Annotated in this window: 20 protein-coding genes; 9 read left to right on the forward strand and 11 right to left on the reverse strand. The window is 72.0% G+C overall.

Annotation, left to right across the window (positions count from 1 at the left end; all coding sequences use genetic code 11):
• Positions 1 to 11: 11 nt before the first annotated feature.
• The 3 genes from AB0O09_RS16995 to AB0O09_RS17005 all read right to left on the reverse strand — a co-directional run bounded on the left by AB0O09_RS16995 (position 12) and on the right by AB0O09_RS17005 (position 3,414).
• Complete coding sequence (locus tag AB0O09_RS16995; RefSeq protein ID WP_363542449.1) at positions 12 to 1,364, reverse strand: MFS transporter; 1,353 nt, start codon at positions 1,362 to 1,364, stop codon at positions 12 to 14.
• 148 nt (positions 1,365 to 1,512) lie between these two features.
• Complete coding sequence (locus AB0O09_RS17000) at positions 1,513 to 2,595, reverse strand: inositol-3-phosphate synthase (RefSeq protein ID WP_263104417.1); 1,083 nt, start codon at positions 2,593 to 2,595, stop codon at positions 1,513 to 1,515.
• A gap of 135 nt (positions 2,596 to 2,730) precedes the next feature.
• Positions 2,731 to 3,414: a helix-turn-helix transcriptional regulator gene (locus tag AB0O09_RS17005; RefSeq protein ID WP_363542450.1), complete on the reverse strand. Its 684-nt coding sequence runs from the start codon at positions 3,412 to 3,414 to the stop codon at positions 2,731 to 2,733.
• A 611-nt stretch (positions 3,415 to 4,025) separates the two neighbouring features.
• Here AB0O09_RS17005 and AB0O09_RS17010 point away from each other — a divergent pair.
• Together AB0O09_RS17010 and AB0O09_RS17015 are read left to right on the forward strand one after the other, a co-directional pair.
• Complete coding sequence (locus AB0O09_RS17010; protein ID WP_363542451.1) at positions 4,026 to 6,401, forward strand: transglycosylase domain-containing protein; 2,376 nt, start codon at positions 4,026 to 4,028, stop codon at positions 6,399 to 6,401.
• A 101-nt stretch (positions 6,402 to 6,502) separates the two neighbouring features.
• Positions 6,503 to 8,074, forward strand: coding sequence for a glycosyltransferase 87 family protein (locus AB0O09_RS17015; RefSeq protein ID WP_363542452.1), 1,572 nt, complete (start codon positions 6,503 to 6,505; stop codon positions 8,072 to 8,074).
• On the opposite strand, the gene AB0O09_RS17020 is transcribed toward AB0O09_RS17015, so the two are convergent.
• The 3 genes from AB0O09_RS17020 to AB0O09_RS17030 form a co-directional block, all read right to left on the reverse strand.
• The gene (locus AB0O09_RS17020) at positions 8,071 to 9,117 is read right to left on the reverse strand and encodes an alanine racemase (protein ID WP_363542468.1); all 1,047 of its coding nucleotides are present in this window, start codon (positions 9,115 to 9,117) and stop codon (positions 8,071 to 8,073) included. The two genes, AB0O09_RS17015 and AB0O09_RS17020, sit on opposite strands and share 4 nt — an antisense overlap.
• A 31-nt stretch (positions 9,118 to 9,148) precedes the next feature.
• On the reverse strand, positions 9,149 to 10,267 hold the full coding sequence (locus AB0O09_RS17025; RefSeq protein ID WP_363542453.1) for a peptidoglycan bridge formation glycyltransferase FemA/FemB family protein: 1,119 nt from the start codon (positions 10,265 to 10,267) through the stop codon (positions 9,149 to 9,151).
• Positions 10,268 to 10,452: 185 nt separating this feature from the next.
• Positions 10,453 to 10,761: a hypothetical protein gene (locus AB0O09_RS17030; RefSeq protein WP_359981009.1), complete on the reverse strand. Its 309-nt coding sequence runs from the start codon at positions 10,759 to 10,761 to the stop codon at positions 10,453 to 10,455.
• 322 nt (positions 10,762 to 11,083) lie between these two features.
• Between AB0O09_RS17030 and rpsF the strand changes: the two genes are divergently transcribed.
• From rpsF to rplI, 4 genes are all read left to right on the forward strand, one after another.
• Entirely contained in the window at positions 11,084 to 11,374 is a 291-nt protein-coding gene (gene rpsF / locus AB0O09_RS17035; protein ID WP_030270167.1) for a 30S ribosomal protein S6, read from the forward strand.
• A 104-nt stretch (positions 11,375 to 11,478) separates the two neighbouring features.
• On the forward strand, positions 11,479 to 12,081 hold the full coding sequence (locus AB0O09_RS17040) for a single-stranded DNA-binding protein (protein ID WP_030270168.1): 603 nt from the start codon (positions 11,479 to 11,481) through the stop codon (positions 12,079 to 12,081).
• A gap of 109 nt (positions 12,082 to 12,190) precedes the next feature.
• Positions 12,191 to 12,427 carry a 30S ribosomal protein S18 gene (rpsR, locus tag AB0O09_RS17045; RefSeq protein WP_030270170.1) on the forward strand — a complete coding sequence of 79 codons (237 nt, stop codon included), beginning with the start codon at positions 12,191 to 12,193 and terminating at the stop codon, positions 12,425 to 12,427.
• Between the two features lie 17 nt (positions 12,428 to 12,444).
• Positions 12,445 to 12,891 (forward strand): 50S ribosomal protein L9, encoded by a 447-nt coding sequence (rplI, locus tag AB0O09_RS17050; protein ID WP_263104424.1) that lies wholly within the window; start codon positions 12,445 to 12,447, stop codon positions 12,889 to 12,891.
• Positions 12,892 to 13,006: 115 nt separating this feature from the next.
• Here the strand turns inward: rplI and AB0O09_RS17055 are convergent, their stop codons facing one another.
• Entirely contained in the window at positions 13,007 to 14,332 is a 1,326-nt protein-coding gene (locus tag AB0O09_RS17055) for an MATE family efflux transporter (protein ID WP_363542454.1), read from the reverse strand.
• A gap of 603 nt (positions 14,333 to 14,935) precedes the next feature.
• Between AB0O09_RS17055 and dnaB the strand changes: the two genes are divergently transcribed.
• A complete protein-coding gene (gene dnaB, locus AB0O09_RS17060; RefSeq protein ID WP_363542469.1) occupies positions 14,936 to 16,396 on the forward strand; it encodes a replicative DNA helicase in 1,461 nt (486 codons plus the stop codon).
• A gap of 74 nt (positions 16,397 to 16,470) precedes the next feature.
• Here dnaB and AB0O09_RS17065 read toward each other — a convergent pair whose 3' ends face one another.
• The gene (locus AB0O09_RS17065) at positions 16,471 to 17,037 is read right to left on the reverse strand and encodes a dihydrofolate reductase family protein (protein ID WP_363542455.1); all 567 of its coding nucleotides are present in this window, start codon (positions 17,035 to 17,037) and stop codon (positions 16,471 to 16,473) included.
• Positions 17,038 to 17,312: 275 nt separating this feature from the next.
• On the opposite strand from AB0O09_RS17065, the gene AB0O09_RS17070 reads away from it, so the two are divergent.
• Positions 17,313 to 17,900: an HD domain-containing protein gene (locus AB0O09_RS17070; protein WP_363542456.1), complete on the forward strand. Its 588-nt coding sequence runs from the start codon at positions 17,313 to 17,315 to the stop codon at positions 17,898 to 17,900.
• A 20-nt stretch (positions 17,901 to 17,920) separates the two neighbouring features.
• Here AB0O09_RS17070 and AB0O09_RS17075 read toward each other — a convergent pair whose 3' ends face one another.
• The 3 genes from AB0O09_RS17075 to AB0O09_RS17085 form a co-directional block, all read right to left on the reverse strand.
• A complete protein-coding gene (locus tag AB0O09_RS17075) occupies positions 17,921 to 18,844 on the reverse strand; it encodes an NADP-dependent oxidoreductase (protein WP_363542457.1) in 924 nt (307 codons plus the stop codon).
• 166 nt (positions 18,845 to 19,010) lie between these two features.
• A complete protein-coding gene (gene manA / locus AB0O09_RS17080; RefSeq protein ID WP_363542458.1) occupies positions 19,011 to 20,204 on the reverse strand; it encodes a mannose-6-phosphate isomerase, class I in 1,194 nt (397 codons plus the stop codon).
• A 122-nt stretch (positions 20,205 to 20,326) separates the two neighbouring features.
• Positions 20,327 to 21,718 (reverse strand): phosphomannomutase/phosphoglucomutase, encoded by a 1,392-nt coding sequence (locus AB0O09_RS17085; protein ID WP_363542459.1) that lies wholly within the window; start codon positions 21,716 to 21,718, stop codon positions 20,327 to 20,329.
• A 356-nt stretch (positions 21,719 to 22,074) separates the two neighbouring features.
• On the opposite strand from AB0O09_RS17085, the gene AB0O09_RS17090 reads away from it, so the two are divergent.
• On the forward strand, positions 22,075 to 22,406 hold a 332-nt coding region (locus AB0O09_RS17090), incomplete at its 3' end, for a glycosyltransferase (protein WP_363542460.1).

Raw genomic sequence — 22,406 nt, forward strand, 5'->3', positions numbered from 1 at the left:
GCGGACGTACCTTAGCGACTCCCGGCGGGCCGACGGGACGTCAGTCCCGGCCCGCGGCGGTCGGAACGGGCCGCCCGGGCGTAGTACAGGGCGCCCAGCGCGTAGGTCAGGGCGACCCCGCAGACCACCGCGACGGACCGTCCGTCGAGCGGCAGGACCACCGCGGTGACGCCGGCGGCGGCGACGAAGGAGACGTTGAACAGCACGTCGTAGACGGCGAACACCCGGCCGCGGAAGTCGTCCTCGACCGACTCCTGGACGAGCGTGTCGGCACAGATCTTGGTGCCCTGGGTGACCACGCCGAGCAGCAGGGCGGCGACCAGGCTCGGCCACTCGCGGAAGAACAGGCCGAGGGCGGGGACGAAGACCGCCGCGGCGGCGAGGCAGGTGACCATCCAGCCGGTGAGTCCGAGCCGGCGCGTGCACCACGGGCTGACCAGCGCGGCCAGGAAGAAGCCGACCGCGGAGAAGCCGACCGCGCGGCCCAGGCTGGTCAGGCCGCCGGCGGCGTCGTCGGGGGAGTTGAAGGTGTAGCGGGAGAGCATCAGCACCACGACGATCAGCACGCCGTAGCAGAACCGGGCCAGGGTGACCGCGGCCAGTGCGTGGGTGGCCGGGCGGCAGTCGCGGACCAGGTGCCGCAGCGCCGTGCCGAGGTCGCGGGCGGCGGTGGTGAGCGCCCGGCTCAGCGGTGGCCGGCCGGGGTGGTGCTCGGGGCCGAGCAGGTCGCGGTCGATCAGCAGGGCGGCCAGGGCGGCGGAGAGGTAGAGCAGTGCGGCGATGCCGACCAGGGCGGCGTCCGCCCGCGGGCTGGGCGGGAGCACCTGGTGGACGAGGAAGCCGAGTCCGCCGCCCAGGGTGGCGGCGACCGTGCCGAGGGTGGGGGAGACGGCGTTCGCGGTGACGAGTTGGCCCGGGTCGACGACCCGGGGCAGGGCGGCGGACAGGCCGGCCAGGATGAACCGGTTGAGGGCGGTGACCAGCAGCGCGGAGGCGAAGAACAGCCACTCCGGGGCGCGGCCGAGCAGCAGGGCCGCGGTGACCAGGCCCAGCCCGAACCGGGCGAGGTTGCCGTAGTGGAGGACCTGCCGGCGGCGCCAGCGGTCGAGCAGCACACCGGCGAACGGCCCGACCACCGAGAAGGGCAGCAGCATGACGGCGAGCACCGCGGCGATGTCGGCGGGCGAGGACTGCCGCTCGGGGGAGAAGATCACGTACGCGGCGAGGGCGACCTGGAAGGTGCCGTCGGAGAGCTGGCTGAGCATCCGGACCACCAGCAGCCGGCGGAAGTCGCGCCCTCGCAGCAGCCCGCGGAGGGTGGCGCGGTGGGGTGCCTGCCTGCCGTCGTTCTGGATGATCGCCACTCGGACAGGTTGCCATGCCGGGCGGCGCGGTTTCACGTGAAACATCCCTCGACCCGGGAACGCCGAGGGGCCCCGGTCGTGGACCGGGGCCCCTCGGGGAGGCGTGCTCAGCGGATCAGCGCCCGTCGCCGGGTGCGGAGCCGTCCGTTCAGCGCTCGACCTCGCCGCGGATGAACTTCTCGACGTTCTCCTTGGCCTCGTCGTCGAAGTACTGAACCGGCGGGGACTTCATGAAGTAGGAGGACGCGGAGAGGATCGGGCCGCCGATGCCGCGGTCCTTGGCGATCTTCGCGGCGCGCACGGCGTCGATGATGACACCGGCCGAGTTCGGGGAGTCCCAGACCTCGAGCTTGTACTCCAGGTTCAGCGGGACGTCGCCGAAGGCGCGGCCCTCGAGGCGGACGTACGCCCACTTGCGGTCGTCGAGCCACGCGACGTAGTCGGACGGGCCGATGTGGACGTTCTTCGCACCCAGCTCGCGGTCGCGGATCTGCGAGGTGACGGCCTGGGTCTTGGAGATCTTCTTGGACTCCAGGCGCTCGCGCTCGAGCATGTTCTTGAAGTCCATGTTGCCGCCGACGTTCAGCTGCATGGTGCGCTCGAGGATGACACCGCGGTCCTCGAAGAGCTTCGCCATCACGCGGTGCGTGATGGTGGCGCCGACCTGGGACTTGATGTCGTCACCGACGATCGGCACACCGGCCTCGGTGAACTTGTCCGCCCACTCCTTGGTGCCGGCGATGAACACCGGGAGGGCGTTCACGAAGGCGACCTTGGCGTCGATGGCGCACTGGGCGTAGAACTTGGCGGCCGCCTCGGAACCGACGGGCAGGTAGCAGACCAGGACGTCGACCTGCTTGTCCTTGAGGACCTGGACGACGTCGACCGGGGCCTCGTCCGACTCCTCGATGGTCTCGAGGTAGTACTTGCCCAGGCCGTCCAGGGTGTGGCCGCGCTGCACGGTGACGCCGGTCGGCGGCACGTCGCAGATCTTGATGGTGTTGTTCTCGCTGTTGCCGATGGCGTCGGCCAGGTCGAAGCCGACCTTCTTGGCGTCGACGTCGAACGCGGCGACGAACTCCACGTCACGGACGTGGTAGTCGCCGAACTGCACGTGCATCAGCCCGGGGACCTTGCCGGCCGGGTCGGCGTCCTTGTAGTACTCGACACCCTGCACCAGCGACGCGGCGCAGTTGCCCACGCCCACGATGGCTACGCGAACCGAACCCATTCCGGTTGCTCCCTGTGTTCTCATGAGGCCCGCCGGGAAGGCGGTTCTCGTCCCTACTGGTATGACTGTCTGACGGGCGCGCGGCGCCCACTCCTCCCGTGGATCCGGCGCTGCGAGGGCGCCGGGCCGCGGGTCTCAGCGCTCCTGTGCGGAGCGCCCCGGGCGGTCGTGCGGTGGCCCCGGCGGGTCCGAGGACCCGGCCTCCTGGCCACGGCCGTCCGAAGTCTGTGTGGCACCGTTCGGCGCGCCGTTGCGCCCGGTGCGGTTGGCCCGCTCGGTCTCGATGAGCTCGTTGAGCCAGCGGACCTCGCGCTCGACCGATTCGAGGCCGTGCCGCTGGAGTTCGAGCGTGTAGTCGTCGAACCGCTCGCGGGTGCGGGCGATCGAGCTGCGCATCCGCTCCAGCCGCTCCTCCAGCCGGCTGCGGCGGCCCTCCAGGACGCGCATCCGCACGGCCTTGTCGGTCCGCGCGAAGAACGCGAAGTGGACGCCGAAGTGCTCGTCCTCCCAGGCGTCCGGGCCCGAGTCGGCGAGCAGCTCCTCGAAGCGCTGCTTGCCCTCGGGGGAGAGCCGGTAGACGATCTTCGACCGCTTGCCGTTGAGCGCGGTGGCGGGGACGTACTCGACGTCCGGGTTGTCCTCGACCAGGAAGCCCTGGGCGACCAGGTTCTTCAGGCAGGGGTACAGCGTGCCGTACGAGAAGGCGCGGAACGAGCCGAGCAGGACGTTGAGCCGCTTGCGCAGCTCGTAGCCGTGCATGGGGGCGTCGTGCAGCAGGCCGAGAACGGCGAACTCCAGCACTCCGGAACGCCTGCTCATCCCCTGCCGCCTCCTCTCCCCGTGGCCGTCCGGTCCGGTGCACGGCGCGGCTATGCCGCTCCGATGTATCGGCTCGATATATCGAGAACAGTAATCCGGGGTCACGACGCGGGCAAGGGGGGCACGCGTGAACGTGATCACAAGGCGGCGGGGGCGTGCGTCGGCGGGGTGCGCGGGGCCCGCGTCAAGGGCCGACGCGGCCCGCTAGGCAACGGCACTGTAATGATCTGCCGAACATATGCGGCATTTGTCCTTTAATGTCCGAATGTTGACGATTGAAGGATGCGTACGCTGTCGCGTGTGCACGAGGACCACCTCCGGGGATTCAGGCGGTTGCGGGCATCGGACGTGAACCCTGCCTTCGGGCCCGGACAGCCCGACCGAGGAGTTGCAGAGAGATGAGCGAACACCGGCGAAGGTCGCCCAACGGCGGAGGTCAGCCTCCGGGCGGCCACGGCGACGGTCGTCGCCCGTACCCGCCGGGCAACCCCCCGCAGGGTGCGCCCTCCCACGGTCGGCCCGGGCAGGACGAGCTCCGCGCCGACGGGCTCCGCCGTGCGCGCGCGACCGCCCGGGAGACCGCGCAGCAGCCCCGGCTCACCCGTGCCGAGATGCGCCGCCAGGCACAGAAGGGCGGCGGCGCGGCCGCCGGCACGGCCGGCGGCGGCCGGCGCGGCGGCCCGCCGGCCGGCGCGCCGCCCAAGAAGCGCTTCGTCGACTACCCGCGCTGGGGCAAGAGCGGCTTCCGCCGTTGGATCCCCTCGTGGAAGCAGATCCTCACGCTCTTCCTCGTCTTCTTCGGCGGCACCGTCGCGGCCGTGGGCGTCGCCTTCGCGCTGACCCCCGTCCCGGACGCCAACAAGGAGTTCGACGAGCAGAACAACATCTACTTCTGGGCCGACGGCAGTGAGATGACCCGCAAGGGCACCACCAACCGCCAGGTCGTCCCGCTGGCCGACATCAGCCGGGCGGCGCAGGACACCACGATCGCGGCCGAGAACGAGACCTTCCGCACCGACAGCGGCATCGACCCCAAGGGCATCGCCCGCGCCGTCTACAAGATGGCCTCCGGCGGCGAGACCCAGGGCGGCTCGACGATCACCCAGCAGTACGTCAAGAACTACTACCTGAGCAAGGACCAGACCCTGACCCGCAAGGTCAAGGAGCTGTTCATCACGCTCAAGATCGCCGACCAGAAGGACACGGTCCTCAAGGGCTACCTCAACACCAGCTGGTACGGCCGCAACTCCATCGGGGTCCAGGCCGCGTCCCAGGCCTACTACGGCAAGGACGCCTCGCAGATCGACATCTGCCAGGGCGCCATGCTCGCCGGCCTGCTCAAGGGCGCGGGCCTCTACGACCCGTCGCTGACCCCCGACAACCACAAGCGCATGCAGGAGCGCTGGGAGTACGTCCTCAACCGCATGGTCGTGGCCCACCTGGCCTCCCAGGCGGACGTCGACAAGTGCGGGAAGACCTTCCCGGAGCCGATCCCGCCGAAGGCCCAGTCGAACATGAAGGGTGAGATCAGCTACCTGGTGGAGACGGCCAACAAGTACCTGATGGCCAAGGACCCGACCATCAACGACAACGAGCTCCAGCGCGGCGGCTACAAGATCTACACCACCTTCGAGAAGTCCAAGGTCGACGCGCTGAAGAACGCCGTGGACGGCTTCCAGAAGGACAACCTCCACCCGGACAAGCACGACAAGGACAAGTTCGTGCAGATGGGTGCGGCCTCGGTGGTGCCCAACGACGGCGCCATCGTCGCCATCTACGGCGGCGACGGCATCGAGAACGGCCACTACACCAACAACGCCGACGCCCCCGGAATCCCGGTCGGCTCGACCTTCAAGCCCTTCGTCCTGGCCACCGCCATGCAGACCGGCGTGCTGACCAAGACGGACGACGAGGGCAAGCCGACCAGGATCAGCACCGACAGCCGGTACATGGCCAACAACCTGACCGAGATCTTCAAGCCGGACGGCAGCCCCGTCATCGGCGACAACGGCCAGCCCTACCGCCAGCGCAACGACAGCACCTCCGCCCCGGGGTACGTGACGCTGAAGGAGGCCATGAAGAACTCCTACAACGTGCCCTTCGTCCAGCTCAACCAGGACGTCGGCGGCAAGAACGTCGAGGCCATGGTGCTGAAGATGGGCCTGCGCCAGGGCAGCCTGGCGCCGTCCAGCACCATCACCTTCCCGCTGGGCACCTCGACGCCGAGCGCGATCCGCATGGCCTCGGCCTACTCGGTGTTCGCGGCCCACGGCCAGCAGACCGACCCGTACTCGGTGCGGCGGGTGTCCAAGGACGGCGTGGACCTTCCGATGTTCACCAAGCCGCCCGCGAAGAAGGTGCTCGACCCGGCCGTCGCCGACAACATCACCGACGTGCTGGAGAACGTGGCCAAGAACGGCACCGGCAAGAAGACCAACGAGCTGGGCTTCCCGGTGGCGGGCAAGACCGGCACCACCGACTCCGGCACCTCGGCTTGGTGGGTCGGCTACACCAACAGCCTGGTGACCTCGGTCGGCATGTGGCGCGAGGAGCCGGGCAAGCCCGGCCTGCTCTCGCTCGACGGCACCGCCGGCAAGACCGAGATCCACGGTGGTGACTTCCCGACCGACGTCTTCACCCGCTACATGAAGGTCATCGGCCCGGGCAACCCGCGCAACTTCCCGGACCCGGGCGAGTCCGGTGTGAAGGTAGACGCCTCGGGCGCCCCGTCGACCGCGTCGCCCTCGGCCTCCGCCTCGGCCTCGACCTCGGCCTCCCCGTCGGGGAGCCCGTCGACCACGCCGAGCCCGACCGGCGGGCCGACCGGCAGCCCGTCGCCGACCGCGACGGAGAGCTGCTTCCTCATCTGCCCGACCAGGACACCCCCGACCAAGTCCGGCAAGCCCACGGCGAGCCCGACCGACACCTCCACCCAGGGCGGTGGCGGCCCTGGCGGAGGCGGCGGAGCCGCGCTGACAGGACAGTGACGGGCACCGGCGCCGGTCCACCCCCCAGGGGGCGGGCCGGCGCCGGTGTCTTTGCCGGGGTCTCCTCGTCGTGCGGGCGGTGGTGCGGCAGTATGTCCGCCATGACGTCCAGCACCCACGAGACCGCCGGGCCCGCGCCCGCACCGGCGGCCGGTCCGCTGCCCAACACCGTCGTCGTGCCGGCCGACGAGGACCCGGTCGCGGCGGCCGGCAGCGAGGTGTTCGGCGGCCCGCCCGGACGCCGCGCGCTGCTCGGCGTCTCCTGGTGGACCCCGGCCCGCTTCCTCGCCCTGGTCGTCATCGCCACCTACGTGCTCGGCCTGGTGCAGAAGGTGCCGTGCTACGACGGCGGCTGGTTCCACGGCGCGACCACCCAGTACACCCACGCCTGCTACAGCGACATCCCGCACCTGTTCTCCGGTCGCGGCTTCGACAGCGGGCGCCATCCGTACCTGGACCCGCTGCCCTTCCCGACCCAGGACATGCAGTACCTGGAGTACCCCGTCCTGACCGGTCTGTTCATGCAGGTCGCGGCCTGGCTGACGCCGACCGGCGGCGAGCTGCAGGGGCGCGAGCAGTGGTTCTGGATGGTCAACGCGGGCATGCTGATGGTCTGCGCGGTGGTCGTCGTGGTGGCGCTCACCCGCACCCACCGCCGGCGCCCGTGGGACGCGCTGCTGTTCGCCGTCGCGCCCTGCCTGGCCCTGGACTCCACCATCAACTGGGACATGCTCGCGGTGGCGCTGGCCGCCGTCGCCATGGCGTACTGGGCGGGCTCCCGGCCGGTCGCGGCCGGTGTCCTCATCGGACTGGCCACCGCGGCCAAGCTCTACCCCGTGCTGCTGCTCGGGCCGCTGTTGGTGCTGTGCTGGCGCGCGGGCAAGTGGCGCGACTTCGGCCGGGCGCTCGGCGGCGCGGTCGCGGCCTGGCTGGTCGTCAACCTGCCCATCATGATCGCCAATTTCAAGGGCTGGGCGACCTTCTACACCTTCAGCCAGGTCCGCAAGGAGGACTTCGGCTCGTTCTGGCTGATCCTCATGCAGGACCGCAACCAGCAGCTGCCCACCCTCAACACCTGGATCTCGGTGCTGCTGGTGCTGTGCTGCCTGGCCGTCGGCTGGCTGGCCCTCTCCGCGCCGCGGCGCCCCCGCTTCGCCCAGCTCGCCCTGCTGGTGGTCGCCGCGTTCGTGCTCACCAACAAGGTCTACTCGCCGCAGTACGTGCTGTGGCTGATCCCGCTCGCCGCCCTCGCCCGGCCGCGCTGGCGGGACTTCCTGATCTGGCAGACCTGCGAGGTGCTGTACTTCCTCGGCGTCTGGTCGTACCTCGCCTACACCGGCGACTCCAAGCAGCACGGCATCGGCCAGGACTGGTACCACCTGGCGATCGCCCTGCACCTGCTCGGCACGCTCTACCTCTGCGCGATGGTCGTCCGCGACATGCTCCACCCGGAGCACGACCCCGTCCGCTGGGACGGCAGCGACGACCCCTCCGGCGGTGTGCTGGACGGCGCCCCGGACGTCTTCGTGCTCGGCGCCGCCCGCAGGCTGCGCGAGGAGGCGACCTACGCGGAGTACGCGCCGCAGTACGACTGGACCTGGAGCGCGCCCGACCAGGCCGCCCCGGTGCCCGCCGACGGCGCGGCCCCCGACCGGGACGCGCCCGGCGCCTAGGCGGCGCCCAGCAGGGTCTGGCGGTGGTCGACCACCCGGTCGAAGTGGGTGGTGGTGTGGCGGACGGTGAGCGGGAGTTCGTCGCCGATCACCGGGGGCTTGGCGGCGCCCGGCAGGAAGAGGATCGACACCTGCATGTGCGGCGGCTCGGCGAACCACAGCTGGCGGCCGCCCCAGGCGTACGGGGAGAGGGTGCGGTTGACGGCGGCCAGCCCGGCCCGGGCCAGGCCCTTGGCGCGGGGCAGCACGCCGTGCAGGTACTTGGGGGCCTCCATGCCGACGCCGTGCGCGGTGCCGCCGGTGACCACCAGCAGGTGGCCGTCGGAGGGCGCCTTGTGCTGGCGGTAGCCGTAGCGCTCGCCCCTGGCCACCGCGGTCACGTCCAGCACGGTGGCCGCGGCGTGCAGCGCGGCGACGTCGCCGAGCCAGAGCCGGGTGCCGATCCGGGAGCGGAAGGCGGTGTCCGGGTACCGGGAGTCCAGGCGCGCCACGTCGGCGGCGGCCAGGTGGCTCAGGTAGACCGTGCCCGGCGCCGGGCCCGCCGCTGCGATCGCCTCCATCCAGTCGGCCACCTCGCCGACCGGGTCCGAGCCGTCCGGGCGGTCCAGCGGCAGGTGCAGCGCGAAGCCCTCCACCACCGGGCCGTCGGTGGGCAGCTTGGGCAGGTCGGCGCGGGCGATGCCGTGGCGTCTCATGCTGGTCATGCACTCCACCACCACCCGGGCGCCGGCCGGCAGCGCCCGTAGGGCGTCGAGGTGGGCGACCGTGCGGATCGTCCCGGGCGGCACCGCGGGCGCGTCCTCGCCCGGCCGGTACGGGGTGAGCACCAGCAGGTCCCCGGGGAAGGACACGTCGGCGGCCTCCTGGGCGGTGCCGACCGCCAGCATCCCGGTGCCGAGCAGCGCCGCCTCCTCGGCGAGCCGGGCGTTGCCCAGTCCGTAGCCGTTGCCCTTGGCCACCGGCACCAGGCCGGGGTACTGGGCCAGCACCGCCTGCTGGTGCGCCCGCCAGCGGGCGGTGTCCACGTACAGCGACAGGGTCATCGTCACTCCCCGAGGATGTGGTGAGGGCGTCTCAGCGGCGCGACATGTAGAGGTCGAGCGCCTTGTGCAGCAGCTTGTTCAGCGGGAAGTCCCACTCGCCGAGGTACTCGGCGGCCTGGCCGCCGGTGCCGAGCTTGAACTGGATCAGCCCGAAGAGGTGGTCGTCCTCCTGGAGGGTGTCGCTGATCCCGCGCAGGTCGTAGAGGGTGGCGCCCAGCGCGTAGGCGTCGCGCATCATCCGCCACTGGATCGCGTTCGACGGCTTGACCTCGCGCTTGTGGTCGGCGGAGGCGCCGTAGGAGTACCAGACGTGCTCGCCGACGGTGAGCATGGTGGTCGCGGCCAGCGGTTCGCCTTCGTGGTAGGCGATGTAGAGCCGGATCCGGTTCGGGTCCTCGGCGGCGAGCGACTTCCACATCCGCTGGAAGTAGGCCAGCGGGCGGGGGGTGAAGCGGTCCCGCGCGGCGGTGACCACGTAGAGGCGGTGGAAGACCTCCAGGTCGTCGAAGCCGCCCTGGACGACCTCGACGCCGCTCTTCTCGGCCTTCTTGATGTTGCGCCGCCACAGCTGGTTGAAGCCGCGCTGGACGTCGTCGAGCGAGCGGTCGGCGAGCGGCACCTGGAAGACGTAGCGGGGCTGGACGTCGCCGAAGCCCGCGCCGCCGTCCTCGCCCTGCAGCCAGCCGGCCTTGCGGAGCCGGTCGGCGACCTCGAAGGCGCGCGGCTCGTACCAGTCCGGCTCGACGTCGCGCAGCCGCTTGGCCTGCCCGCCGGCGATGGCGGCCTTGAGGGTGGCGGCGTCCCAGCGGCGGACGACCACCGGCGGGCCCATCTTCACCGAGAACGCGCCCCGGTCCTTGAGGTGCGCCAGCATCGGCTGCAGCCAGCCGTCGAGGTCCCGGTCGAACCAGTCGATCACCGGGCCCTCCGGCAGGTAGGCCAGGTAGCGCTTCACCTTGGGGAGCTGCCGGTACAGCACCAGGCCCGCACCGACCTGCACGCCCGACTCGTCGAACCAGCCGAGGCTCTCCGAGCGCCACTCCGCCTTCACGTCCGCCCAGGCGGGCACCTGCATGTGACTGGCGGAGGGACGGGACTGGATGAAGGCGAGGTGTTCCTCGCGGCTGATCGTCCTCAGGCGCAGGCTCATGCTGGGATGCTCCTCCTCGGTCGGGCGGTCCAGGGTGAGGTCACGGCGACCCTATCGCCCGAATGGTCCGTTTCTGCCGGGGCTGGCCGGACATGCCGGTGCCCTCTCCGCGTACCTGATACCCGAGCACGGGCGAGTACGCGAGGAGGGCACCGGAGGTCATGCGGCGGACCGGCGCGTGCGGGTCACCACAAGCCCCCGAAGAAGCCGCCGTGCGCGAGGCCGAGGTAGAGGCCCACACCGGCCAGGCCGGTGGAGATCACCAGGGCGAAGCGCTCGGCCGTGGTGACCGAGATGAACTGGCCCCACAGGCCGGCCACGATGCCGACCAGGCCGGTCCACGAGCTCATGATGTGCAGGTTGTCGAAGAACGCGCTCACGAAGGCCAGCAGGCCGAAGACGGCGGCCACCGCGACGAACGCGTTCTCGCGCGGGTGCGTGTGGCCGTCGGTGTTGAGGGTGAGGGCCGGAAACCGGCGGACGGTCTGAGCCATGGGACCCACCTCCCGGGTGGACTACGGGCGGGACGGGGCGGTGCCCGTCGGCGGCACGGACCGGACAGCGTGCCGTTCCGTCCAGATTGCGGCCGGTATGCCCAGGATCACAACCCCTATGCGTTTTGGGTCGGACCCTCCGGCCCGGTAGGCTGTGCGGTCTGCACTGGTGTAGGTGTGCCCCCGTGTGCCCTTCGCCGGGACCGGTTGTCAGACCCCGCTACTACGGTGGCCGGAGTCGACACCGCACCGGTGCGACGCTGCACAACCCTCCTGCCACGGAGAGACCGTGGCCGTTGAGTCCAAAGGAGGTGGGTTACCCATGCGTCACTACGAGGTGATGGTGATCCTCGACCCGTCGGTCGAGGAGCGCGCTGTCTCCCCCCTGATCGAGAACTTCCTCAACGTTGTCCGCACCGGTGGCGGCAAGGTCGAGAAGATCGACACCTGGGGCCGTCGTCGTCTGGCCTACGAGATCAACAAGCAGTCCGAGGGCATCTACTCGGTCATCGACCTGAAGGCCACGCCTGAGGTCGTCAAGGAGCTCGACCGCCAGCTCAGCCTGAGCGAGTCGGTTCTGCGGACCAAGGTCCTGCGCCCGGACACCCACTGAGCCACCTCTGACGCCTCCGGCGTCAGGTGACTCACGCCCGGTGTTTCACGTGAAACACCGAGCGAGCACCGCAGAACTCCTTTTTCCGAGAGGTCATCACCACCATGGCAGGCGAGACCGTCATCACCCTCGTCGGCAATCTCGTCGACGACCCCGAGCTGCGCTTCACCCCGTCGGGTGCCGCGGTCGCGAAGTTCCGTATCGCGTCCACCCCGCGCACCTTCGACCGCCAGACCAACGAGTGGAAGGACGGCGAGAGCCTCTTCCTCACGTGCAACGTCTGGCGGCAGCCGGCGGAGAACGTCGCCGAGTCGCTGCAGAAGGGCATGCGCGTCATCGTGCAGGGCCGACTGCGCCAGCGGTCTTACGACACCAAGGAAGGCGAGAAGCGGACGGTCTTCGAGGTGGAGGTCGACGAGGTCGGCCCGAGCCTGCGGTCGGCGACCGCCAAGGTCACCCGGGCCAACCGGTCCGGCGGCCCCGGCGGTGGCGGCGGCTTCGGCGGCCAGCAGGGCGGGGCTCCGTCCGGCGGCGGCTGGGGCGGCCAGCAGGGCGGTGGCGGCGGCGGCTGGGGTGGCAACTCCGGCGGTCAGTCCGGCCCGTCCGACGACCCGTGGGCGTCCTCCGCGCCCTCCGGTGGCAACCAGGGCGGCGGCGGCTGGGGTGGCAACTCCGGCGGCGGCTACTCGGAAGAGCCCCCGTTCTAGCGGTGCACGCCGGGCGCGGCCCCTGGGCCGGGCCCCGGCATGCTGAGAGATTTCGTGCGGTCCGCGCCGCCTCGCGCGTCCGGACCGTCCATCCCCAATGGAGCACATGATGGCGAAGCCGCCTGCTCGCAAGCCGAAGAAGAAGGTTTGCGTCTTCTGCAAGGACAAGGTCAACTACGTTGACTACAAGGACACGAACCTGCTGCGGAAGTTCATCTCCGACCGCGGCAAGATCCGTGCCCGCCGGGTCACCGGCAACTGCACCCAGCACCAGCGTGACGTCGCCACGGCCGTGAAGAACAGCCGTGAGATGGCGCTGCTGCCCTACACCTCCACCACGCGCTAAGAGAGGGTGACCGAACAATGAAGATCATCCTCACTCACGAGGTCCCCGGCCTCGGCAGCGCCGGCGAGGTCGTCGAGGTCAAGGACGGCTACGCCCGCAACTTCCTGGTCCCGCGCGGCTTCGCCATCCGCTGGACCAAGGGCGGCCAGAAGGACGTCGACGCGATCCGTCGCGCCCGCAAGATCCACGAGATCCAGACCCTCGAGGCGGCCAACGAGGTCAAGGCCAAGCTCGAGGGCCTGCAGGTCAAGCTCGCCGTCCGCTCGGGCGACGCCGGCCGCCTGTTCGGCTCGGTGACCCAGGCCGACGTCGTCGACGCCATCAAGGCCGCCGACGGCCCGGCGGTGGACAAGCGCGCCGTCGCGATCGCCTCCCCGATCAAGACCCTGGGCACCCACAAGGTCTCGGTCAAGCTGCACTCCGACGTGCAGGCCAACCTCGACGTCAACGTCGTGGCCGCCTGAGCGCTCCCGTAGCAGTTCGAGGGCCGGTCTCCCCGCAGGGGGAGGCCGGCCCTCGGTCGTTCCCGCCGTCCCGTCCGGGCCCGCCCGGAGGGGACGGGCGCGGCTCGGGCCCGGCTCAGGCGCGGACGGCGCCGGTCACCAGCCAGCGCCCGGTGCGCACCCGGAGCACCAGGAAGAGCGCCCGGGTGAGCATGAAGAGGTTCATCGCCCACCAGAGCGCGGCCAGCCCGCCGCCGAGGCCCGGCACCGCGAGCGCGGCCGGGGCGAAGACCACCAGGGTCGCCAGCATCGCCGCCGCCAGGTAGCCGCCGTCGCCGGCGCCCATCAGCACCCCGTCCAGGACGAACACCACACCGCCCACCGGCTGGGTGAGCGCGGCCAGCAGCAGCGCGGTGCCCAGCTCCGCCCGCACCGCCGGGTCGGCGGTGAACAGCGGCACGTACAGCGGACGGGCCAGCACGATCAGCAGGCCGAGGAGCAGGCCCGCGCCGATGCCCCACTCGACCATCCGCCGGGTCGCCGCGCGGGTGCCTGCCACGTCGCCGGCGCCCAGGTACCGGCCGACGATCGCCTGCCCGGCGATCGCCACGGCGTCCAGGGCGAAGGCCACGAAGGACCAGATGGTCATGGTGATCTGGTGGGCGGCGATCTCGGCGTCGCCCAGGGTGGCGGCCACCGCGGTGGCGATCAGCAGTACGGCCCGCAGGCTGAGGGTGCGGACCAGCAGCGGCCCGCCGGCCCGGGCGCAGGCCCGGATCCCGGCGGCGTCCGGGCGCAGGCCGGCGCCCTCCCGCCGGGCGCCGCGCACCACCACGACCAGGTAGGCGGCGGCCATCGCGTTCTGGGCCAGCACGGTGCCCCAGGCGGAGCCGGCCACGCCGAGGCCGGCCCCGTACACCAGGCCGAGGTTGAGCACGGCGTTCGCCGCGAAGCCGGCCACCGCGACCAGCAGCGGGGTGCGGGTGTCCTGCAGGCCGCGCAGCACGCCGGTGGCCGCCAGCACGACCAGCATGGCGGGGATGCCGAGGGCGCTGATCCGCAGGTAGGTGACGGCGTGCGGGGCCGCGGTGGGGGAGGCGCCCAGCAGGTCGGCCGCCTGCGGGGCCAGCGCCACGGTCAGCAGGACGAGCCCGGCGGAGAGGAGCAGGGCCAGCCAGATGCCGTCCACGCCCTGCTGGACGGCGGCCCGCCGGTCGCCGGCGCCGATCCTGCGGGCGACCGCGGCGGTGGTGGCGTAGGCGAGGAAGACGAAGACGCCGATGACGGTGGTGAGCACGGCGGAGGCGATGCCGAGCCCGGCCAGCTGGGCGGTGCCGAGGTGGCCGACGATCGCCGAGTCGGCCATCAGGAAGAGCGGCTCGGCGACCAGGGCGCCGAAGGCCGGCACGGCGAGCGCGAGGATCTCGCGGTCGTGGCTGCGACGGGCGGTCGGGGAGGTCATGTGAGCCAGACTACTCATCCACAGGTAAGTGGTGAATAGGATCTGCATCACTTACTCGAAATCTTGATCGAGGGACCTCGGAACGGGATGTCCACGGCCCGTCGGGTGAACGGGCGGCCGTGTGAACTTTTTCTCATGCACAGCCGATCGAGGAAGTAATCGCAGGTCAACCCGTTGACGGTGGAGGGTGGTGTGGTTATCCACAGACCTGTCCACAGGGTTGTGCACAGGTTTCGGGCACTTCTCCACAGGTGGCGACCCGCTGTCCACACCCCCTGTGGATAACCGTCTTGGCCGAACGGCCCCCGGCGCCGTAGCGTGGGGCGCCGACCCGCCCCTGCCCCGGTGCCCGTTCCGGGCCCGGCCGGGGCCGCCCCGCGCGACACCCGTGGCCCGGTGGCGGAAATGTCGGCCGGGTGGCGTATGAAGGAGGATGCGTCATCGGCAAGGACCGCTCCACTCGCACGATTCGCTGATCGGGGAACACGCGTGACCGGCCCCCAGTACGACGACCACGACGTTCCCCCGCCCCCGGAGGACGACTGGCAGCCGTCCGACGACGCCTTCGGTCCCGGCTCCTTCCCCAGCACGCCGAGCGACCGCCTGCCGGTCTCCCGCAACCGTGACGGCGGCGGCCGAGGCTCCCTCCAGCGCGGCGGCGACGGCTTCCGGCGCGGCGACGGCGGCCGGCGGGACGGCGGGTCCGACGAGGAGCGGATGCCCGCCGCGGACGGCTTCGAGCGCGTCCCCCCGCAGGACCTGGCGGCCGAGCAGTCCGTCCTCGGCGGCATGTTGCTCTCCAAGGACGCCATCGCCGACGTCGTCGAGGTGCTCAAGCCGGCCGACTACTACCGGCCCGCCCACGAGCTCATCCACGGCGCGATCCTCGACCTGTACGCCCGCGGCGAGCCCGCCGACCCGATCACCGTCGCCGGCGAGCTGACCAAGCGCGGCGAGCTCGCCCGGGTGGGCGGCCCCGGCTACCTGCACACCCTGGTCAACTCCGTTCCGACCGCGGCCAACGCGGAGTACTACGCGGAGATCGTCCACGAGCGGGCCGTCCTCAGACGCCTGGTCGAGGCCGGCACCAGGATCGCCGGCATGGGCTACGCGGCGGAGGGCGACGTCGACGAGATCGTCAACGCCGCGCAGGCCGAGATCTACGCCGTCACCGAGCAGCGCACCAACGAGGACTACGCCCCGCTCGCCGACATCATGGAGGGCGCCCTCGACGAGATCGAGGCGATCGGCTCGCGGGCCGGCCAGATGAACGGCGTGCCCACCGGGTTCGCCGACTTCGACCAGCTGACCAACGGACTGCACCCGGGTCAGATGATCGTCATCGCGGCCCGTCCCGCGATGGGCAAGTCGACCCTGGCGCTGGACTTCGCCCGGGCCGCCTCCATCCACAACAACCTGCCCAGCGTCATCTTCTCGCTCGAAATGGGGCGCAACGAGATCGCGATGCGCCTGCTGTCCGCCGAGGCGCGGGTGGCGCTGCACCACATGCGCTCGGGCAACATGACGGACGACGACTGGACGCGGGTCGCCCGCCGGATGCCCGACGTCACCAACGCGCCGCTCTACATCGACGATTCGCCGAACCTGTCGATGATGGAGATCCGGGCCAAGTGCCGTCGGCTCAAGCAGCGCAACGACCTCCGACTGGTCGTCATCGACTACCTCCAGCTGATGCAGTCCGGCGGCTCCCGTCGGGCCGAGAGCCGCCAGCAGGAGGTCTCCGACATGTCCCGGAACCTCAAGCTGCTCGCCAAGGAGCTGGAGCTCCCGGTCATCGCGCTCAGCCAGCTGAACCGTGGACCCGAACAGCGCACCGACAAGAAGCCGATGGTCTCGGACCTGCGAGAGTCCGGATCCATCGAGCAGGACGCCGACATGGTCATCCTGCTGCACCGCGAGGACGCCTACGAGAAGGAGTCCCCGCGCGCGGGCGAGGCCGACCTCATCGTCGCCAAGCACCGCAACGGCCCCACCGCGACCATCACCGTCGCCTTCCAGGGCCACTACTCGCGCTTCGTCGACATGACCCGCGACATGGGCTGAGGGGCAGGCAAGGTCTCGGACTCCGTGGCCGGTGACGGCATGTCCGACACGGATCCGGGGCAGCGGGCAGCTGCTCAGCGCCTGGTCTCGTACCTGGTCAGGACCACGCCGCCGGGCAACGTCCGCGTCTCCACCAGGTTCAGGTTCACCCAGCTGTCCAGCGCGGTGAAGAACGGCGTGCCGCCGCCCACCAGGACCGGATGGGTGGCGATCACGTATTCGTCGATCAGCCCGGTGCGCATGGCGGCCCCGGCGAGCGTTGCGCCGCCGATGGTCATGGGGCCGCCGTCCTCGGCCTTGAGCCGGGTGATCTCGGCGATCGCGTCGCCGGTGACCAGGCGGGTGTTCCAGTCGACCTCGTGGATCGTCGAGGAGAACACCACCTTCGGCGTGTCCCGCCAGTTCCGCGCGAACTCGACCTCGGCCGGGGTGGCGTCGGGCTGCCGGTCGCCGGTCGGCCAGTAGGAGCTCATGGTCTCCCACAGCTTGCGCCCGTACAGCGAGAGTTCACTCGCCTGCTCGTGGTCGAGCCACCACTGGAACAACTCGCTGCTCGGCGGTCCGCTCCAGCCGATGTCGTCACCGGCCGCGGCGATGTAGCCGTCCAGGGTCAGGTTCATCCCGTAGATCAGTTTCCGCACGGCGCAGCCTTCCGTCCGTAGGTGTCCGGCGTGTGGACCGGCGCGTACGACGACCTGACGGTGCGCGATCCGGGCCGGCCGGTGGTCCTCGTGCTCGGGGCTCAGCCTGGTGTACTTGGCCGACCCGGGCAAGCCGCCCGATTCCGGCCTCGCCCTCGCGAGGACATGCCACGGATGTGAGACCGATCATGGATGACAGGGCCGTGAGGCGGCCGGGAACGCCCGGGTCACGCGAGATCGACATGTCGCGGGCGGCGAGACCCTGCGAGGGGGTCGTGGACGTGCTCGCCGTCGCCCTGGACGACTGCCGGACACCGCGGTTGCGGCCGCTGCCGCAGGAGGTCGCCGAACTGCTGCGGCACCTCGGCGCCCCGCCCCGGCTGGTGGCCCACCTGCGGGTCGTCCACGAGGTCGCGGGGCAGCTCGTCGGCTGGGTGGCGGAGCACTGCCCGGCGCTCGAACTCGACCGGGGGGCCGTGCTGTTCGGCGCGGCCACGCACGACATCGGCAAGGTCCGGCACCCCGCCGAGCTGTCCGGTCCCGGCTCCGCGCACGAACCGGCCGGGCGGGACCTCCTGCTGGAGCACGGGGTGTCCGCGGAGCTGGCCCGGTTCGCCGCCGGGCACGCCACCTGGGACGCCCCCGGCACCCGGGCCGAGGACCTGCTGGTGAGCCTGGCCGACAAGGTCTGGAAGAACAAGCGCGTCCCGGACCTGGAGGACCGCGTGGTGGCCGAGCTGTGCCGGGCTGGCGGCAACCCCGCGTGGGAGGAGTTCCTGGCCCTGGACGGACTCCTCACCCGCATCGGTGACGGCGCCGACGAACGCCTGGCCTACCAGGCCGCCCACCCCGTCCTGGGCTGAGGCACCGGAGCGTCCCCCGGTCACACGGTCAGCACCACCGCGCCCCGCGTGCCGCCCGCCTCCAGCCGGGCGTGCGCGGCGGCGACCTCTTCCAGCGGGAGGACGGAGTCCACCCGGACGACGAGCCGGCCGTCCGCGACCAGCTTCGCCAGTCCGGCGAGCGCGTGCCCGTCGGGGCGGACGTCGTGGACGACGACCTCGATGCCGCGTTCGGCCGCGGGTGCGGCCGGCGGACGGACGGCGACGAACAGCCCGCCGTCGCGCACCGCCGCCAGCAGCGGCGTGGCGAGGCCGGCGGCATCGACCACCGCGTCGGCACCGCCGGGGGCGAGGCCGCGCAGGGCGTCCACCGCCGACTCCCCGCGGGCGACGAACTCCGCCCCCGTCGCGGTGAGTTCCGCCTCGTCCCGGGGGCCGGCGACGGCGAGCACGCGCAGCCCGCGGGCGAGCGCCAGCTGCGTGGTGAGGTACCCCAGGTTGCCGCCCGCACCGGTGACCACCAGGGTGGCGCCGGCGTCGAGGCCGGTGCGCTCGACGGCCTGCAGCGCGGTCAGCCCGTTGAGCGGGAGCGCCGCGGCGGTGGCGGCGGGGACGTCGTCCGGGGCGGGGGCGAGCTGGTCGGCGGGCAGCACCGCGTAATCGGCGTGGGTGCCGTTGCGGGTCGCGAACCAGTGCGAGAGGCCGATGACGTCCTCGCCGACCGCGAAGGCGGTGACGCCCTCGCCCACCGCGTCGACCGTGCCGGCCACGTCCCAGCCCAGCCGGAACGGCGGTGTGCCGAGCAGCCCGGCCATCAGGCCGGAGCGCACCGCGGCGTCCGCGGGGTGCACGGCCAGCGCCCGGTTGCGGATCCGGACCTCGCCCGGACCGGGGACGGGGACGGGCGCTTCGGTGATCTCGGCCTGCCGGGCGTCGCCGTAGCTGCGGACGGTGACAGCGCGCATGGTGCTCTCCTCGGTTCTCGTCGGCCGGGCGTCGGCCCGGCCGGTCGGTGTGCTTCGAGGCTGTCACCGTGCGATCGGCGGCGGCAGAGGAGAGTTGACCCCGGGACCGCCGGTCCCAGGGTGGGCGGCGGGGCCGTCGTACCCCGCCGCCCGGGCCGACTTGGCGTCAGAGGGTGACGGTGGCGCGGAAGACGGTGGCGCCCGGCCCGGCGACGGTGGTGTCGGTGCCGTCGGCGGGCAGGAAGGCGGACTGCCCGCGGGCGAGGTCCAGCGTGCCGCCGTCGGCGGAGGTGAGCCGGACGGAGCCCTCGGTGCAGAGCAGGATCTGCGGGGCCGGGCCGCGCAGTACCGCGGGCTCGGCGCCCAGGGTGTACCGGGAGAGCCGGAACTCGTCGACCGGCACCGGGTAGTGGTGCTCGCCGTCGGCGGCCGCCGCGGGCCGCAGCACGTCGGGGGCGCCGGGCTCGAAGCGGACCACGCGCAGCAGCTCGGGGACGTCGATGTGCTTGGGGGTGAGCCCGCAGCGCAGCACGTTGTCGGAGTTGGCCATGATCTCGACGCCGGTGCCGCGGAGGTAGGCGTGCGGGACCCCGGCCCCCAGGTAGAGCGCCTCGCCGGGCTGCAGCCGGACGTGGTTCAGCAGCAGGGCGGCGATCAGGCCGGTGTCGCCGGGGAACTCGCGGGCGGCGAAGGCGTATCCGGCCATGGCGCCCGACGGGTCGCCCTCGGCGGCGGCCTCGACGGCGCGGGCCACCTCGGCCACGGTGTGCTCCGCCTTCTCACCGGTGAGCGAGAGGACGGCGGAGAGCGCGTCGGCGAGCGCCTCCGGTGCGGGCTTGCTGCGCAGGGTGTCGATCAGCGGATCGAGTGCGGCTACCGCGAGCGAGGCCATCAGCGCGGCCGCCTCCGCGGGCTCGCGGAAGCCGCAGAGGCCCTCGAACTCGTCCAGGGCACAGATGAGTTCGGGCTTGTGGTTGGCGTCCTTGTAGTTGCGGTGCGGGGCGTCGACCGGGATGCCGGCGGCCTCCTCGGCGGCGTACCCGGTGCGGGCCTGCTCCAGCGTGGGGTGGGCCTGGATGGAGAGCGGTCTGCCGGCGGCGAGGACCTTGAGCAGGAAGGGCAGCGCGGGGCCGAACCGGGCGACGGCGGCGGCGCCGAGTTCGCGTTCGGGGTCGGCGGCGATCACCGTGTCCAGGGTGGCCGGCCCGTTGCCGCGGTCCACCCGGGAGGAGTCGCCGGGGTGCGCCCCGAGCCACATCTCGGCCTGCGGTTCCCCGGTGGGCTGCTGGCCGAGGAGGGCGGGGATGGCGGTGGTCGATCCCCAGGCGTAGGGGCGGACGGTGTTCTGCAGCCTGTCCATCGGCTCGGTTCCTCGCTGTTCCGCGGGCTTGCTGTCGGAACGCCAGACTCTAGCCGAGCGGTGTGTACGGAGAGGTGCGGTGCGGCGGCCCGGCCGGGCCGCCGCACCGCACCCCCCGGAGGTCAGGCGCGGACGATCGCCAGGACGGCGTCGCGGAGCTCGGCCATCCGGGCCGGGTCCTCGGCCTCGACGTTCAGCCGCAGCAGCGGCTCGGTGTTGGACGCCCGGAGGTTGAACCACCAGTCGGCGCCGGCCACCGTCAGGCCGTCCAGCTCGTCGACGGTCACGCCCTCCAGCGCGCCGTAGGCCGCGCGCACCTCGGCCGTCCGGCCGGCCTGGTCCGCCACGGTGGAGTTGATCTCGCCGGAGGCCGCGTAGCGGTCGTACCGGGCGCACAGCTGCGAGAGCGGCTGCTCCTGGCCGCCGAGCGCGGCCAGCACGTGCAGGGCGGCCAGCATGCCGGTGTCGGCGCGCCAGAAGTCGCGGAAGTAGTAGTGCGCGGAGTGCTCGCCGCCGAACACGGCGTCGGTGCGGGCCATCTCCTCCTTGATGAAGGAGTGGCCGACCCGGGTCCGGACGGGCACCGCGCCCAGGTCGGTGACGACCTGCGGCACCGTCCAGGAGGTGATCAGGTTGTGGATCACGGTCGGCTTCTCCTCGCCGGCCGCGCGGGCGCGGGCGATCTCCCGCTCGGCGACCAGGGCGGTGATCGCCGAGGGCGAGACCGGCTCGCCGCGCTCGTCCACCACGAAGCAGCGGTCGGCGTCGCCGTCGAAGGCGAGACCGAGGTCGGCGCCGACCTCGCGCACCTTGGCCTGCAGGTCGACCAGGTTCTTCGGGTCCAGCGGGTTGGCCTCGTGGTTCGGGAAGGTGCCGTCCAGCTCGAAGTACATCGGCACGACCTCGACGGGCAGCCCGGCGAGCACGGCCGGCACGGTGTGGCCGCCCATGCCGTTGCCGGCGTCGACGGCGACCTTGAGCGGCCGCATCCCGGACAGGTCGACCAGCGAGAGCAGGTGGGCCGCGTAGCCCTCCAGGGTCTCCCGGGAGGACAGCGTGCCCGGGGCGGTGTCCTCGGCGGCGGCGGGGACGGTGACGGTGCCGTCCTCGGCGAGCCAGGACTCCACCAGCTCGCGGATCTCGGTCAGGCCGGTGTCCTGGCCGACCGGGGCGGCGCCGGCCTTGCACAGCTTGATGCCGTTGTACTGGGCCGGGTTGTGCGAGGCGGTGAACATGGCGCCGGGCAGGTCGAGGCTGCCGGAGGCGTAGTAGAGCTGGTCGGTGGAGCAGAGGCCGATCTCCACCACGTCCGCGCCGTACGCGGCGGCGCCCTCGGCGAAGGCCCGGGACAGCTCGGGGGAGGAGGGCCGCATGTCGTGGCCGACGACGACCGCGGAGGCGCCGAGCACCTGCACGAAGGCCGCGCCGAAGGCGCGGGCGTACGAGGCGTCCCACTGGTCCGGCACCACGCCCCGGACGTCGTACGCCTTCACCAGCTGACTGAGGTCCCGCATCGCGGCTCCCACCCTGTTCAGGTGCGGGACGGCCCGCACGGTCTCTTCGTCGACACCCGGTGCGGGGCTCCGGGTGCCGGCTGCCGCCGGTGTCCGGGGAGGGCGCCGGCCGGTCGGCGGGCCGGTCGCGAGCGGCCGGTTGCTGCGCGATCGCCGGGTGTCACGTGGTGCTGAGACTACCTGCTGCCCGGAGGCCGCCCGTCCCGGCGGCCGGTCGGGTGGACACGACGCTGTACGATCCGCATTCCGGGCCGTGTGCTCGGGAGCCATCCGGGCCCCGTCTCGATGACATGCGCCGTCGCCCCCTCCGGCTGCGGGCTCGCCGCACGTTCCCCGAAGTTTCGAAAGGCTGTGCCGTGACTGCCCCTGAGGAGACCACCTTCGCCGATCTCGGCAGGGTGCTGGTGATCATCCCGACCTACAACGAGGCCGAGAACATCGAGCGGATCGTCTCCCGCGTCCGCACCGCGGTCCCCGAGGTCCACGTCCTGGTCGCCGACGACAACAGCCCCGACGGCACCGGCGACCTCGCCGACAAGCTCGCCACCGACGACGACCACGTCCGCGTCCTGCACCGCAAGGGCAAGGAGGGACTCGGCGCCGCCTACCTCGCCGGCTTCCGCTGGGGCATCGACCACGGCTACACCGTCCTCGTCGAGATGGACGCCGACGGCTCCCACCAGCCCGA

The organism is Kitasatospora sp. NPDC093679, from assembly GCF_040683455.1.
Lineage (GTDB): Bacteria > Actinomycetota > Actinomycetes > Streptomycetales > Streptomycetaceae > Kitasatospora > Kitasatospora arboriphila.